13 protein-coding genes are annotated in these 15016 nt (G+C 74.2%); 8 read left to right on the top strand and 5 right to left on the bottom strand.

Going from position 1 to position 15016, the window contains the following annotated elements; translation table 11 throughout:
- Positions 1-16 precede the first annotated feature (16 nt).
- Positions 17-757: an MIP/aquaporin family protein gene (locus tag EV386_RS16750; protein ID WP_130416424.1), complete on the bottom strand. Its 741-nt coding sequence runs from the start codon at positions 755-757 to the stop codon at positions 17-19.
- Positions 758-789: 32 nt separating this feature from the next.
- Positions 790-2535 (bottom strand): glycerol-3-phosphate dehydrogenase/oxidase, encoded by a 1746-nt coding sequence (locus EV386_RS16755; RefSeq protein WP_130416425.1) that lies wholly within the window; start codon positions 2533-2535, stop codon positions 790-792.
- A gap of 97 nt (positions 2536-2632) precedes the next feature.
- On the opposite strand from EV386_RS16755, the gene EV386_RS16760 reads away from it, so the two are divergent.
- A complete protein-coding gene (locus tag EV386_RS16760) occupies positions 2633-3145 on the top strand; it encodes an amino-acid N-acetyltransferase (RefSeq protein WP_130416426.1) in 513 nt (170 codons plus the stop codon).
- Between the two features lie 58 nt (positions 3146-3203).
- Here the strand turns inward: EV386_RS16760 and EV386_RS16765 are convergent, their stop codons facing one another.
- Positions 3204-4133 carry an HhH-GPD family protein gene (locus EV386_RS16765; protein ID WP_278025457.1) on the bottom strand — a complete coding sequence of 310 codons (930 nt, stop codon included), beginning with the start codon at positions 4131-4133 and terminating at the stop codon, positions 3204-3206.
- A 138-nt stretch (positions 4134-4271) separates the two neighbouring features.
- Between EV386_RS16765 and EV386_RS18425 the strand changes: the two genes are divergently transcribed.
- A complete protein-coding gene (locus tag EV386_RS18425; RefSeq protein ID WP_165399982.1) occupies positions 4272-5510 on the top strand; it encodes a hypothetical protein in 1239 nt (412 codons plus the stop codon).
- A gap of 105 nt (positions 5511-5615) precedes the next feature.
- Here EV386_RS18425 and disA read toward each other — a convergent pair whose 3' ends face one another.
- On the bottom strand, positions 5616-6698 hold the full coding sequence (gene disA / locus EV386_RS16780) for a DNA integrity scanning diadenylate cyclase DisA (RefSeq protein WP_130416430.1): 1083 nt from the start codon (positions 6696-6698) through the stop codon (positions 5616-5618).
- Between the two features lie 46 nt (positions 6699-6744).
- The gene (radA, locus tag EV386_RS16785; RefSeq protein WP_130416431.1) at positions 6745-8181 is read right to left on the bottom strand and encodes a DNA repair protein RadA; all 1437 of its coding nucleotides are present in this window, start codon (positions 8179-8181) and stop codon (positions 6745-6747) included.
- 121 nt (positions 8182-8302) lie between these two features.
- On the opposite strand from radA, the gene EV386_RS16790 reads away from it, so the two are divergent.
- The 6 genes from EV386_RS16790 to araA all read left to right on the top strand — a co-directional run bounded on the left by EV386_RS16790 (position 8303) and on the right by araA (position 14933).
- Positions 8303-8956 (top strand): hypothetical protein, encoded by a 654-nt coding sequence (locus EV386_RS16790; RefSeq protein WP_130416432.1) that lies wholly within the window; start codon positions 8303-8305, stop codon positions 8954-8956.
- A gap of 21 nt (positions 8957-8977) precedes the next feature.
- On the top strand, positions 8978-9832 hold the full coding sequence (proC, locus tag EV386_RS16795; RefSeq protein WP_341272828.1) for a pyrroline-5-carboxylate reductase: 855 nt from the start codon (positions 8978-8980) through the stop codon (positions 9830-9832).
- A 1-nt stretch (position 9833) separates the two neighbouring features.
- A complete protein-coding gene (locus EV386_RS16800; protein ID WP_130416433.1) occupies positions 9834-10874 on the top strand; it encodes a LacI family DNA-binding transcriptional regulator in 1041 nt (346 codons plus the stop codon).
- Between the two features lie 115 nt (positions 10875-10989).
- Positions 10990-12621 carry a xylulokinase gene (locus EV386_RS16805; protein ID WP_130417010.1) on the top strand — a complete coding sequence of 544 codons (1632 nt, stop codon included), beginning with the start codon at positions 10990-10992 and terminating at the stop codon, positions 12619-12621.
- Positions 12622-12698: 77 nt separating this feature from the next.
- Positions 12699-13370, top strand: coding sequence for an L-ribulose-5-phosphate 4-epimerase (locus EV386_RS16810; RefSeq protein WP_130416434.1), 672 nt, complete (start codon positions 12699-12701; stop codon positions 13368-13370).
- 51 nt (positions 13371-13421) lie between these two features.
- The gene (gene araA / locus EV386_RS16815; RefSeq protein ID WP_130416435.1) at positions 13422-14933 is read left to right on the top strand and encodes an L-arabinose isomerase; all 1512 of its coding nucleotides are present in this window, start codon (positions 13422-13424) and stop codon (positions 14931-14933) included.
- Positions 14934-15016 lie beyond the last annotated feature (83 nt).

Raw genomic sequence — 15016 nt, forward strand, 5'->3', positions numbered from 1 at the left:
GTGTTCGGTCAGGGTCTCATCCTGTGACCACGAGGCGGGCGAGGCATCCCGCGACGACGGCGCCGATGGTCGGTCCGACGACCGGGACCCACGAGTAGGACCAGTCGGAAGAGCCCTTGCCCGGGATCGGCAGCACGGCGTGCGCGATGCGGGGTCCCAGGTCACGGGCGGGGTTGATGGCGTATCCGGTCGGCCCTCCGAGCGAGGCGCCGATGCCGACGACGACGAGCGCGACGGCGAGCGGGCCGAGCTGCGCGGGCGTCTCGCCCGAGGCCAGAACCCAGTAGACCAGCACGAACGTCGCAATGGCCTCGGTGACCAGGTTCCAGGAGTAGGAGCGGATATTAGGCCCCGTCGAGAACACGGCGAGCTTGACGCCCGCGTCCGCGTCCTCGTCGAAGTGCCTCTTGTAGGCGAGCCAGGCGAGCACCGCGCCGAGGAACGCGCCGACGAACTGGCCGGCGAAGTACACCATCGCGTTGCCGAACGTCGGGTCGATCGTCCCGGCGTCGCCCGCGAAGAACGGCTTGTCGGCCACCCACAGGCCGATGGTCACGGCGGGGTTGAGGTGGGCGCCCGACCTGAACGCCGCGTAGACGCCCATGAAGACACCCAGGCCCCACCCGAAGTTGATGAGCAGCCAGTCCCGCCCGGCCCCCTTCGTGCCGGGCAGGATGACATTGGCGACCACCCCGGCGCCGAGCAGGAGCAGGATCCCCGTACCGAGCACTTCTGACCAGAATGCGTCAAGGAGCATCGTCGTTCCCTTCTGTCAGCCTTCCAGCTCTCTCAGCGTTCCAGCGGCGCCATGGCGGCGATGTCCCCGGCGCTCAGGCGGGCCGCCTGGGCGCTGGCGTCGTCGTCCTGCGTGGCCGCCGTCCCATAGGCCTCGACGCGCGCGCGGTACGCGGCGATCTCCGCCTGTGTGGTGGTGTCGTCCCACCCGAGCAGGGGTGCGACGATCTGCGCGATCTCCGGCAGCGCGGCCAGGCCCGCGTCGGGAACCTCGTAGACGAGGCGCGTGCGATGCGCCAGCACGTCCTCCAGGTGCAGGGCGCCCTCATGCGACACCCCGTAGTGGATCTCGGCCCGCAGGTAGGCGGGCGCGTGCTCCAGCGGCCGGGCCAGCGACGGGTCGGCCTCGCACAGGTCGACCAGGTCCGCGACGTCGGCGCCGTAGCGGTGCAGCAGGTGGTCCACCATCGGCGGGCTCCACCCGAAGCGCTTGGCCACGTGGCGCGACTGGCGGGCCACGGCCTGCAGCCCGACGGCGCCCACGAGCGGGATCTTGTGGGTGATCGAGGGCAGTGCGGCCGCGCGCTGCCCGATGGCGTGGTCGACGGCGTCCTTGGCCATGACCCGGTAGGTGGTGAGCTTGCCGCCCGCGATGACCGACAGGCCCGGCGTCGGGCTCGCGACCGTGTGCTCGCGGCTGACCTTGGCGGAGGAGGTGCCCTCCTTGGTGCCCGGCTGCAGCAGTGGGCGCAGGCCCGCGTACGTGCCGATCACGTCCTCGCGCCGGAGTGGGTGCGCGAGCACCGCGTTGGCGTGCGTGAGCACGTAGTCGATGTCCGCCGCGCTGGCCACAGGGTCCACGAGGTCCTCGTGCCAGGGGGTGTCGGTCGTGCCGATGATCCAGTAGCGCGACCACGGGATGATGAACAGCACCGACTTCTCGGTCTGCAGGATCAGCCCGACCTTGCCGCGGATGCGCTCGCGCGGCACCACCAGGTGGATGCCCTTCGAGGCGAGCACGCGCAGCCCGCCCTCGGAGCCGGCGAGTGACTCGGTCTGCTCGGTCCACACGCCCGTGGCGTTGATGACGGCCCGCGCGCGCACCGTGATGCGTCTGCCGGTCTCCAGGTCGACGACGACGGCGCCGTTGACCGCCCCGGTCGACGACTGCGTCAGGCCGACCACCTGGGTGCGCGCGGCCGCGTGGGCGCCGTAGCCCGCCGCGGTGCGCACGAGCGTGTTGACCAGGCGTGCGTCGTCGACCGAGGCGTCCCAGTACTGGACGGCGCCGATGGCGGCGTCGTGGGCGAGGTCGGGGAACTTGCGGGCCATCTGACTGCGCGTGAGGTGCCTATGGATGGGCATGGCCCGCTTGCCGGGCGCGATGCTCGCGAGCGTGTCGTACAGCGCGATGCCTGCCCCCACGTAGGCGCGCTCCCAGACGCGGTGCTCAAGCGGGTAGAGGAAGGGAACGGGGCGCACCAGGTGCGGCGCCAGGTCCCGCAGCAGCAGGTCGCGTTCGGTCAGGGCCTCGTGCACCAGGTGGAAGTCGAGCATCTGCAGGTAGCGCAGGCCCCCGTGCACCAGTTTGGAGCTGCGGCTCGACGTGCCCGAGGCCCAGTCCTGCGCCTCGACGATCGCCGTCGACAGGCCGCGCGTGACGGCGTCGAGCGCGATGCCCGCGCCCGTGACACCCCCGCCCACCACGAGGATGTCGAGCTCATCGCTCGCAGTGGTTGACGCTTCGAGCGCTGCGAGAGCCTGGGACCGGGACTCGGCGGTGAGTCTGGTGGACGCCATCGAAGCTCCTTTTCGTTGCTTGTGACCTGGCTAACGTCACACCTGTCGTGTCGGAGGCGCAACTGGTCGGGGGAAAATGCCCACGTAAGGTGGCGCTGTGCCACTGGACATCCGGCCTGCCCTGCCCCGAGACATCCGGCGCATCCGCTCCCTGGTGGACCCTTACGCGCAGCAGCGCATCCTGCTGCCCAAGGAGCTGGTCGGCTATTTCGAGGCGGTGCAGGAGTTCGTGGTCGCGGAGGCCGACCCTGACGCCGAGCGCGGGATCGTGGGCTGCGGCGCGCTGCACGTCATGTGGGACGACCTCGCCGAGATCCGGACCTTGGCGGTCGCGCCCGAGCTGCGCGGCACCGGGGTGGGCCACGCCCTGGTCGAGGCGCTCGTCGAGCGGGCGCGCGTGTTCGGGCTGCGGCGCGTGTTCTGCCTGACCTTCGAGGTCGACTTCTTCCGGAGGCACGGTTTCGAGGCCATCGAGGGCACGCCCGTGACGCCCGACGTCTACGCCGAGCTGCTGCGCTCGCACGACGACGGCGTCGCCGAGTTCCTCGACCTCGCGCGCGTCAAGCCCAACACCCTGGGCAACACGCGCATGCTCCTGACCTTGGACTGACGCCGGACCGTGGACCGGCGCCGGACGCTGGGCTGACCGCCGACCCTGGCGGCGCGCGTCACCGGGCGTCGGCGCCCTCCCGCGGCAGGTGGTAGGCGCCGCGGGTCTGCTCGACCAGGCCGTCCTCGATGAGCCCCGCCAGACACCGCGTGACCTGCGCGTCCGCGGGCGTGGCGGCCATATGCGCGTCGAGCGCGGTGCGGTCGACCGCGTCGTCGGCCGCGCGCAGCACGGCCATGATCCGCCCGCGGCACTGCCGGTCGGTGCCGTGCCACGCCTGCGTCCGACGGCGGTGGGCGTGCGTGTCGCCGGGGTACCCCGCCGCGCGCCACGCGCACAGGTCGGCCACGGGGCAGGCGGCGCAGCGCGGCGATCGCGCCGCGCACACCAGGGCGCCCAACTCCATCGAGGCGGCGGCCCAGGCGCTCGCGGCCGCGTCGCCGGCAGGCACGACGGCGGCCGCGACGGCCCGCTCGGCGGCCGTCGGGGTGGGCGCGGGCAGCGCGAGCCCCGTGACGGCGCGCGCGAGCACGCGGCGCACGTTGGTGTCGACGACGACGGCGCGGCGCCCGAACGCGAAGGCCCGCACCGCGGCCGCGGTGTACTCGCCCACGCCGGGCAGCGCGCGCAGCGCCGCCTCGTCGTCGGGCACCTGGCCACCGTGCCGTTCGACGACCGCCTGCGCGCACTCGCGCAGGCGCAAAGCGCGGCGGGGGTAGCCGAGGCGGTCCCAGGCGCGCAGCACGTCAGCGGTCGAGGCGTCCGCGAGCGCGGCGGGTGTCGGCCAACGCTCCAGCCACGCACGCCAGGCGGGCTCGACCCGCACGACCGGGGTCTGCTGGAGCATGACCTCGCTGACCAGCACGCCCCACGGCGTGCGCTCGGGCGCGCGCCACGGCAGGTCGCGGCGCGCGGCCTGGAACCAGGCGACGACGCGCTCGACCAGTGCGGCGCGCACCTCGGCGGCGACGGTGGTCGGGGTGGGCACGCGCACACGGTAGTCGGCGGGTCGCGGGCCGGGCGCGGCGGCACGGGGGCGACGCCGCGTGTCATCGCGGCGCGGCTCCGCCGACCTGCCGGGACGTCGTCGTACGTTGAGTCAGTCCCCCGACGAACCGGAGGTCTCATGGCTCCCACCGACCGCGACCGCGCCTCGCGCGGCGATGGGGCGCGCCGCGGGCCGTCGGGGTCGGGCCGGGCCGCGGCGGGCGCGCAGCCGGGCAAGAGTTCGCGCACGGGCGCGGCGGCCGGCTCGCGCACGGGCGCGGCGGGCAAGCCGCGCACCGGGGCGGCAGCGAATCCGCGCACAGGCGGGGCAGGCAAGCCTCGCACGGGGGCGGCAGCGAATCCGCGCACGGGCGCGGCGGGCAAGGAGCGCAGCGGCGCGGCGGGCAAGGCGCGCACCGGCGCAGCGGGTGGTGGTGCGACAGGCGGTTCGCGGCAGGCGGGCTCCGATCGCCGGGTCGTGGCGACCCACGGCTTCCAGGCCCCGGGAGCCGCAGGCGGCGCCCGCGTGCGGCCGGCGCCGCGCAAGTCGGCCTCGTCACGCACGGCGGCGAGCGGACGACGTGTGCCCGTCGCGGCGCTAGTCGTGGTCGGCCTGCTGATCGCGGCCGGGGTGTGCCTGGGCTATGGGATCGGCCGCGGCGTGACGTGGGTGCGTGACGTGTGGCCCGACCCGGTCCCGCAGCTCGCCGCCGACAAGGTGAGCCCGCCTGAGCCCGTCGACGTCGCAGGCCCGAGCCAGGCGTGCCCCGCGTCGAGCCTGCGGCTGGTGGCGCAGCCCGCAGCCACGAGCCTCCAGGTCGGTCAGGGCACATCGTTCGAGGTCAGCATCACCAACGTCGGGCGCCACCCGTGCCTGGTCGACGGCGGCGACACGAACCGTCAGGTCGTGATCACGGACAGCGCGGGCGAGGTCGTGTGGAACAGCGCGCACTGCGCCGGCGGATCGCGCGACCTGCTGCTCGGCCCGGGAGACGGTGACGGGGCGCGCACGCTGCGCTGGTCGGGGGCGCGCTCGGCGCCCGAGGCGTGCACCACCGGGCAGCCCGCCGTCGAGCCGGGCGACTACACCGTGCAGGTCGTGCTGGCCGGCGTCCCGGACGCGGCCAGCAAGCCGCTGACGCTCACGGTCGAGGCGCCCGAGCCGCCACCCGAGCCCACGCCCGACCCGCAGGCCACGTCAGACCCGGAGGCCACGTCAGACCCGGAGGCCACGTCAGACCCGGAGGCCACGGCAGACCCGGGGGCCGAGGGCGCCGGTGAGGCGGCCGACGCCGGCGGTGACAGCGCTGCCGACGCCGCCGGTGACACCGCCGGCCCGGCGCCGGACGCGGCCACCCAGGACCCGGCCGAAGGCTGACGCAGGACGCGGCCACGCCGGACCTGGCCGAACGCTGGCCGGGACGGGCTCAGGCGGCGGTCAGACGCCGCGTTCTCAGACGCAGCGTTCTCAGACGCAGCGTTCTCAGACGTAGCGTTCGAGGATGCTCGACTCCGCGAGCCGCGACAGGCCCTCACGCACGGCCCGCGCGCGCTGCTCGCCTACGCCGTCGACGGCCATGAGGTCGTCCACCGAGGCGGCCAGCAGCTTCTGCAGCCCGCCGAAGTGCGCGACGAGCCGGTCGATGATGGCGGTGGGCAGGCGCGGCACCTTGGACAGCAGCCGGTAGCCGTGGGGTGCGACCGCGGCGTCGAGCGCCATGCCGCCGCCGGGCAGCTCCAGCACGCGGCCGATCTGGCTCAGGTCGAGCAGCTGGCTTGAGTCGAGTCCGGCCAGCGCGCGCTGGACGTCGCCGAACGACCGGTCGGTGCGCTCCAACTCGACGTAGTCACGCACCACGGACTCGCGGTCGGAGCCGATGCCGCCGATGAGCTCGTCGAGCTGCAACGCGAGCAGGCGCCCGTCGACGCCGAGCTCGATGACGTAGCCGGAGATCTCCTCCGAGATGCGCCGCACCATCTCCAGACGCTGCACCACCGCGCACACGTCGCGCACCGTGACCAGGTCCTCGATCTCCAGCGCGGACAGCGTGCCGGAGACCTCGTCGAGGCGGGCGCGGTAGCGCTCCAGCGTCGCGAGCGCCTGGTTGGCGCGGCCCATGATCGTGTCGGAGCCTTCGAGCACGTGGCGCGCGTCGCCGACATAGAGCGCGACGATCCGCATCGACTGGCTCACCGAGATGACGGGGAAGCCGCTCTGCTTGGCGACGCGCTCGGCGGTGCGGTGGCGGGTGCCGGACTCGCTGGTCTCGATGGTCGGGTCGGGCAGGAGCTGGACGGCCGCGCGCCGGATGCGTGTCGCGTCGCGGTCGAGCACCACGGCGCCGTCCATCTTCGACAGCTCCCGCAGGCGGGTTGCCGAGAACGCGACGTCGAGCACGAACCCGCCGGAGCACATCTCCTCGACCGTCTTGTCGAGTCCCAGGACGACGAGCGCGCCGGTGCGCCCACGCAGGATCCGCTCCAGGCCGTCGCGCAGCTCGGTGCCGGGAGCGACGGCGGCGAGGGTCTCCTTGAAGAGCTCGTCCTGGTCGGGGGTGGAAGCCACGAGGTCGATCCTAGGGGGTCTGTGTGTTATGGCGACGGTGTGCGTCTCATCGGGTAGTACGACCGGGCGCCACAGCGGTGACCGCCTGGGCGACGTGGGCGGCCTCGAGCAGTTCGAGCCCCGCCGCCGACCGTGCGGTCACCCCGGCCTTCGTCCCCACCGGGACGACGGCGCGTACGAACCCGAGCCGGGCCGCCTCGCTGAGGCGTCGGTCGATGCCCGTCACGGGGCGCACGTCACCGGCGAGCCCGACCTCGCCGAACGCGACGGTGCCCGCGGGCAGCGCCTCGCCCGTGCGCGCCGAGACGATCGCGAGCGCGGCCGCCAGGTCCGCGGCGGGCTCCCCGGCGCGCGCGCCGCCCACGGTCGACAGGTAGACGTCCTGGTCGGCGAGCCGCAGCGAGGCGTGCCGGTGCAACACCGCGAGGATCTGCGCGAGCCGCGAGGAGTCCATGCCGTTGGTGGTGCGACGCGGGTTGGCCAGCGGCGACGGCGCCACGAGCGACTGGATCTCGAGCGCGAGCGGGCGGCGACCCTCAAGCGTGATGGTCACGCACGAGCCGGGCACTCCGGCCCCCAGGTGCGACAGGAACAGCCCGCTCGGGTCGGTCAGCCCGGTGATGCCGGTCTCGGTGAGCTCGAAGCACCCGACCTCGTCCGTGGGGCCGAACCGGTTCTTGACCGCGCGCACCATGCGCAGGCGCGAGTGCCGGTCGCCCTCGAACTGGCACACGACGTCGACCAGGTGCTCGAGCGTGCGCGGCCCGGCGACGGCGCCGTCCTTGGTGACGTGCCCGACCAGCAGCACGGGGACCTGTCGTTCTTTGGCGACGGCGATGAGCGCGGCCGCGACCTCGCGCACCTGGGACACGCCGCCCGCGACGCCGTCGACCTCGGCCGAGGCGATCGTCTGGACCGAGTCCACGACCAGCAGCTCGGGTGAGGAGGCCTCGATGTGGCCCAGCACCGTCCCCAGGTCGGTCTCGGCGGCCAGCAGCAGCGACGACGCCAGGGCCCCGACGCGCTCGGCGCGCAGCCGCACCTGCCCGGCCGACTCCTCGCCGGTCACGTACAGGACGGTGCGCGCACCGCGGCCGTCGAGCCCGCGCGCGAACTGTGAGGCGACCTCCAGCAGCAGCGTCGACTTGCCGACGCCGGGCTCCCCGGCCATGAGCACCACCGCGCCCGGCACCAGCCCGCCGCCCAGCACCCGGTCGAGCTCGCCGACCCCGGTCGGCGCCGCGCGCGCCGCCTCGACGTCGATCTCGCCGATCGGGCGCGCCGCGGAGCGCACTGGAGTCACCGCGACGGTGCGCGGTCCCGCGGCGGCCGGGCCGTCCTCGGCCACGGTGCCCCACGCCTGGCACTGTCCGCACCGGCCGACCCACTTGGCGGTCGCCCAGCCGCACTCGGCGCAGCGATAGGCGGGTCGGGCGGCCTTGGCGGCCCCGGACCGGGGCCGCGCCGTCGTCGGAGAGGTCACAGCGCGCACGCTACGGGCCGCCACCGACACGGCCGGAGCGGGTCCCTCGCCGCGGCCCCGCGCGTGCGTAGGCTTTCCGGCAGCCGACGCCCAGTGGTGGGCCGGTCGAACGGAGGCACGCATGACCGACGGTGGCGCCCAGCGCCCGCGCTCGTCCGCGCAGGCGCGCCCGCCGCGGCGACCCTCGCCCGCGGTGATCCGCCGACGCCGCATCGTCGTCGCCTCGCTGGCCGGTGCCCTGGTGCTCGTCGTCGCTCTCGTCACGGCGCTGTGGTGGCCCGGGTTCGCGGTCCCCGACCCGCTGCCGACGCCGACCGCCACCGTCACGGCGCCCGTGCCGACGCCGACCATCTCGCCCGCCGAGCGCACCGGAGAGCAGACCGCGCTGACCAAGGCGCTGCCCGACGCCGTGCTGGCGCACACGCAGCAGGGGATCGAGAACCTGCCGCAGTGGCAGGAGGAGGACTCCGCGACGGAGTCCTGGACCGTCACCTACGCCGACGGCACGGGAGCGGACGCCACGACGATCACGCTTCAGGTGGGTCAGTGGGCCAAGGCCGAGGCCGCCACCTCGTTCTACGAGGCGCAGGTCAAGGCGGCGGGCAACCCCGTCAAGCAGGGCGATGTCCTGGTCGACGACCAGGTGGTGGGCGCCTACGCGCTCGTCCACACCGACGGCGGCGCGGTGCTGTGGTGGCACAACGGCACCGTCGTGCTGAGCGCGCAGGGCCCGGCGGATGCCGTGGAGGACTTTTACTCCGCCTTCCCGCTGTGACTTCCCCGTAACCTGTGTCGCGTGAGCATCGACGACGTCCGCCTGGCCATGCTCGGCACGGGCAACATGGGAGAGGCCGTGCTGGCCGGCGCGCTGCGCGCCGGCGTCGCGCCCGGCAACGTCATCGCGACGGCGCGCCGCGCGGAGCGCGCGGCCGAGGTCGCCCAGCGCCACGGTGTGCGCACGACGGCGGACAACGTCGCCGCGGTGCGTGACGCCGACGTCGTGGTCGTCGCCGTCAAGCCCAAGGACGTCGCGCGGCTGCTGGCGGAGGTCGGCGACGCGCTGCCCGCCCACGCCGTCGTCGTCTCGGTCGCCGCGGGCCTGGCGACGTCGTACTTCGAGGACCGGCTGCCCGGAAAGCCGGCCGTGGTGCGCGTCATGCCCAACACGCCCGCCGCGATCGGGGCCGGCACCTCGGCGCTCAGCGCCGGATCGCACGCCTCGCCCGACGACGTCGCGCTGGTGCGCGCGGTGCTGGCCGGGACGGGCGACGTCGTCGACGTGCCTGAGACGTACCAGGCGGCGGCCGGGGCGCTGGCGGGCTCGGGGCCGGCCTACGTGTTCTACGTGCTCGACGCGATGGCGGAGGCCGGTGTCGCCGTCGGGCTCTCGCGCGAGCTGTCGACACGGCTCGCGGTGCAGACGGTGCTCGGCTCGGCGCGGCTCATCGCCGAGACGGGTGAGCACCCGGCGCTGGCGCGCGAGCGCGTCACCTCGCCGGGCGGCACGACGGTCGAGGCGCTGCGCAGGCTCGACGCCGCGGGAGTGCGCGCCGCGTTCGTCGACGCGGTCGAGGCGGCGCGTGACCGCACGGTCGCGATGGCCGCCGAGCTCGGCGACGCCAACGGCGCCGCCGAGGGCTCCGAGCGCTGAGATGGCCGCGTCGCGCCCACCGGCGATGTCGGACGTCGCGGCGCTGGCGGGAGTGTCGCACCAGACGGTCTCGCGGGTGCTCAACGACCATCCGAGCGTGCGGCCGCAGACGCGTGAGCGGGTGCAGGCGGCCATCCGGGAGCTCGGCTACCGGCGCAACCGCGCCGCCCGCGCACTGGTCACGGCGCGATCGACCACGGTCGGTCTGCTGACCAGCGGCAGCGCGCACTTCGGCCCGGCGAGCACGGTGCTGGCCGTCGAGGCGGCCCTGCGCCGCGCGGGCTACTTCGTCTCGACGAGCTCCCTGGCCGGGTACGACGCCGCCTCGGCCGACGACGCGCTCGACCGCCTCGTCGACCAGGGGGTCGACGGCGTCGTCGCGGTCGCGCCCCTGACCGACGTCGCCCTGGCGGTGGGCGAGCACACGCCGCCGTGCCCCGTGGTGGTCGTCGCGGCGCGGCGTGAGATCCCCGAGACGGTGCGCGAGCAGTACGTGTACGTCGACCAGCACCGCGGCGCGCAGCTCGCGACCGAGCACCTGATCCGGCTGGGGCACACCCACGTGGTGCACCTCGCGGGGCCCACGCGGTGGTTCGACGCGAGCGAGCGCCAGGCCTCGTTCCTCCAGACGGCGGCCGACCTGGGCGCCGAGGCGGATGTGGTCGAGGCCCGGGGGTGGTCGGCGCGCCGCGGGTACGAGCTCGGGCAGACGCTCGCCCCGCGGGTGCGGCGCCCGGGCGGCCCGACGGGGTTCTTCGCGGCCAACGACCTGGTCGCGATGGGGCTGCTGCGCGCGTTCTGGGAGCACGGGCTGCGGGTGCCCGACGACGTGTCGGTGGTGGGCTTCGACGACATCGAGGGCAGCGCGTACCTGGTGCCCTCGCTGACGACGGTGCGCCAGCCGTTCGAGGCCGTGGGACGCGCCGCGGTCCGGGCGCTGCTGGACGCGTGGGAGACGCCCGATGACCCCGGCCGCTCGCACACCGCGGCGGTCATCCCGCCGGAGCTCGTGGTCCGGGGGAGCACCGCCGGACGCCGGTAGCGGCGCGCGGTGGCGCTCGTCGCGGACAGCGCCTGGCACAGGACGCGCACTCCGCATCCCCACGACGTGATGTGAGCGCTAACATCACGATGTGACCAGCGAACGACACCATGACGTGAAGCCCAACGACGGGACTGGCGAGAACCTCGGCCCGCGCGACGCCGTCGTCGCGGGGCGCACCAGCCTCGGCGTCGAGCTGGGCTCGACCAACATCAAGGCCTGCCTGATCGGGCCCGACCAGACCACGCTGGCGGTGGGCGCCCACACCTGGGAGAACCAGTTCGTCGACCGGGTGTGGACGTACTCGCTCGACGCGGTGCACGAGGGCTTGGCGGGCGCGTTCGCCGCGCTGGCCGCGGACGTGCGCGAGCGCTACGGCGTGCCGCTGACCACGGTGGGCGGGCTCGGGGTGTCGGCGATGATGCACGGCTACCTCCCGTTCGACGCTGAGGACCGGCTGCTCGTGCCGTTCCGCACCTGGCGCAACACCTCGACGGGCGCCGCGGCGGCCGAGCTGACCCGCGAGCTGGGCTTCAGCATCCCCCTGCGCTGGTCGGTCGCGCACCTGTACCAGGCCGTGCTCGACGGTGAGGCGCACGTGCCGCAGGTCGCGCACCTGACCACCCTGGCGGGGTACGTGCACTGGCGGCTGACGGGCGAGCGGGTGCTGGGCGTGGGCGACGCCTCGGGCATGTTCCCCATCGACCCGGCCACGGGCGACTACGACGCCGCGATGCTCGCCGCGTTCGACGCGCTGGCCGCCCGTGCGGACGGAGCGCTGGGTGCGCCGCTGCGCGACCTGCTGCCCACCGTCGCCCCCGCGGGAGCCGCGGCCGGTCGCCTCACGGGGGCGGGCGCCGCGCTGCTCGACCCCACCGGGGCGCTGACCGCGGGCGTCCCGCTGTGCCCGCCCGAGGGTGACGCGGGCACGGGCATGGTCGCGACCAACGCCGTCGCCCCGCGCACGGGCAACGTGTCCGCCGGGACCAGCATCTTCGCGATGGTCGTCCTGGAGCGGGCGCTGGCGCAGGTCCACCCCGAGATCGACGTCGTCACCACGCCGTCGGGCGACCCGGTCGCGATGGTGCACTGCAACAACGGGTCCTCCGAGCTGGGCGCGTGGGCCGGCGTCCTGACGCAGTTCGCGCGCGCGATCGGCGCGGACGCCGACCAGGACGCGGTGTTCGCCGCGCTGCTGGGCGCGGCGCTCGACGGCGAGCCCGACGGCGGCGGCCTGCTGGCCTACAACTACCTGTCGGGCGAGACCATCACAGGGCTCGACGAGGGCCGCCCCATGGTGGTGCGCACGCCGGGCTCGCGCCTGACGCTCGCGAACTTCGCGCGCACCCAGGTCTACGGCGTGTTCGCGACGCTCGCCCTGGGCATGCGCACGCTCGCGGCCGAGGGTGTGGCCATCGACGCGCTGCTGGCGCACGGCGGCCTGTTCCGCACCGCGGGCGTGGCCCAGCGCATGCTCGCCGCCGCGGTCGACACGCCCGTCGCGGTGGCCTCGACCGCCGGTGAGGGCGGCGCGTGGGGCGTGGCGGTGCTGGCCGCCTACACCGCCGCGGTCGCCGGGGGAGAGACCCGCCCGCTGGCCGCGTGGCTCGACGAGCGGGTGTTCGCGCACGCCCAGACCGTCGTGGCCGAGCCCGATCCGCGCGACGTGGCGGGCATGGCGGCCTACCTGGAGACCTACACCGCGGGCCTGGCCATCCAGCACGCCGCGACCGCCGCCATCCACTAACCCCTGCGGTGGTGGCGCTCGTTCTCACCACCCCCGACACCCCCTCGACCCCTCGCCGCAGCATCCTGGAGACACCCATGACCATCCCCACCGCCCTCCGCGCCGAGATCGACGCCGCCAAGCAGCGCGTGGCCGCGCTGCACGCCGAGCTGCCCCGCTGGGAGCTGGTCGTGTGGACCGCCGGCAACGTGTCCGAGCGGGTCGGCGACTATCTCGTCATCAAGCCGTCGGGCGTCTCGTACGACGACCTCGACGCCGACGCGATGGTCGTGTGCGACCTCGACGGCAACCTCGTCGAGGGCGATCGGTCGCCGTCGTCGGACACCGCGGCGCACGCCTACGTCTACCGGCACATGGACCACGTGGGCGGCGTCGTGCACACGCACTCGACCTACGCCGCGGCGTGGGCCGCGCGCGGCGAGGAGATCCCGTGTGTGCTGACCATGATGGCCGACGAGTTCGGCGGACCGATCCCGGTGGGCCCCTTCGCGATCATCGGCGACGACTCGATCGGGCGGGGCATCGTCGAGACCCTCGACGCGCACCGCAGCCCGGCCGTGCTCATGCGCAACCACGGCCCGTTCACCATCGGCCGTGACGCCAAGGCCGCGGTCAAGGCCGCCGTGCTGCTCGAAGAGGTCGCCCGCGCCGTGCACATCTCACGCCAGCTCGGCGAGCCGACTCCCATCCCGCAGGAGGCGATCGACTCGCTCTACCACCGCTACCAGAACGTCTACGGCCAGCACTGACCGACCCCGGGCCTTGCCCGGCCACCCGCCACGCCCCCTCGAAGGAGAGACATGCCCAAGCCCTACGCCGACCGTGAGGTCTGGTTCTTCACCGGTTCGCAGGACCTCTACGGTGAGGAGACCCTGCGCCAGGTCGCCGAGCAGTCGCAGGAGGTCGCGCGCGCCCTCGACGCCGCCGCCGAGGTGCCCGCGACCATCGTGTGGAAGCCCGTCCTGAAGGACGCCGCCTCGATCCGCCGGGCGATGCTCGACGCCAACGCCGACGACCGCGTGCTGGGCGTCATCACGTGGATGCACACCTTCAGCCCGGCCAAGATGTGGATCGCCGGCCTCGACGCGCTGCGCAAGCCGCTGCTGCACCTGCACACGCAGGCCAACGTCGAACTGCCGTGGGACACCATCGACTTCGACTTCATGAACCTCAACCAGGCCGCGCACGGCGACCGCGAGTACGCCTACCTGGCCTCGCGCCTGGGCGTCGCGCGCACCACCGTCGTCGGGCACGCGTCGAACCCGGCGGTGCGGCGCCGGGTGGGCACTTGGATCCGCGGCGCGGCGGGCTGGGCGGCCACGCACGAGCTCACGCTCGTGCGCTTCGGCGACAACATGCGCAACGTCGCGGTGACCGAGGGCGACAAGACCGAGGCCGAGCTGCGCTTCGGCGTCTCGGTCAACACCTGGGGCGTCAACGACCTGGTCGCCGCCGTCGACGCCGTCGCCGACGCCGAGGTCGACGCGCTCGTCGCGCAGTACGAGGACCTGTACGACGTCGTCCCCGAACTGCGCCAGGGCGGCGCCCGCCATGAGTCGCTGCGCTACGCCGCACGCCAGGAGATCGCGCTGGAGACCTTCCTCACCGCGGTGGGCGCCAAGGCGTTCACCACCAACTTCGAGGACCTGGGCGACCTGCGCCAGCTGCCCGGGCTCGCGGTCCAGCGCCTCATGGCCAAGGGCTATGGGTTCGGCGCCGAGGGCGACTGGAAGACGGCCGTGCTGGTGCGCGCCGCCAAGGTCATGGGCGCGGGGCTGCCCGGCGGCGCCTCGCTCATGGAGGACTACACCTATGACCTGACGCCCGGCGAGGAGGTCATCCTGGGCGCGCACATGCTGGAGGTCTGCCCGTCGCTCACCACGACGAAGCCGCGCGTGGAGATCCACCCGCTCGGCATCGGCGGCAAGGAGGACCCCGTGCGCATGGTCTTCGACGCCGACGCCGTCGACGGCGCCGTCGTCGTCTCGCTGGCCGACATGCGCGACCGGTTCCGCCTGACCGCCAACGTCATCGATGTCGTGCCGCCGACGGCGCCGCTGCCCCACCTGCCCGTCGCGCGCGCGGTGTGGAAGCCGCGCCCGTCGTTCGAGGTCTCGGCCGAGGCGTGGCTGACCGCGGGCGGCGCGCACCACACGGTGCTGTCGACAGGGGCGGGCGTCGCGGAGTTCGAGGTGTTCGCGCAGCTCGCGCGCACCGAGCTGCTGGTCATCGACGAGGACACGACGCGGCGTGGGTTCGCCGACCAGGTGCGTTGGAACGCGGCCTATCACCGACTCGCTCAGGGGCTGTGACCCCCGGGCGGTAGACACGGGTCGACGCCGCACGAACGGCCGGACGCGCACTGCGCGTCCGGCCGTTCGCGTCTGCGCTGGTC

The organism is Xylanimonas ulmi (genome assembly GCF_004216535.1).
In the GTDB taxonomy this organism is placed as follows: domain Bacteria; phylum Actinomycetota; class Actinomycetes; order Actinomycetales; family Cellulomonadaceae; genus Xylanimonas; species Xylanimonas ulmi.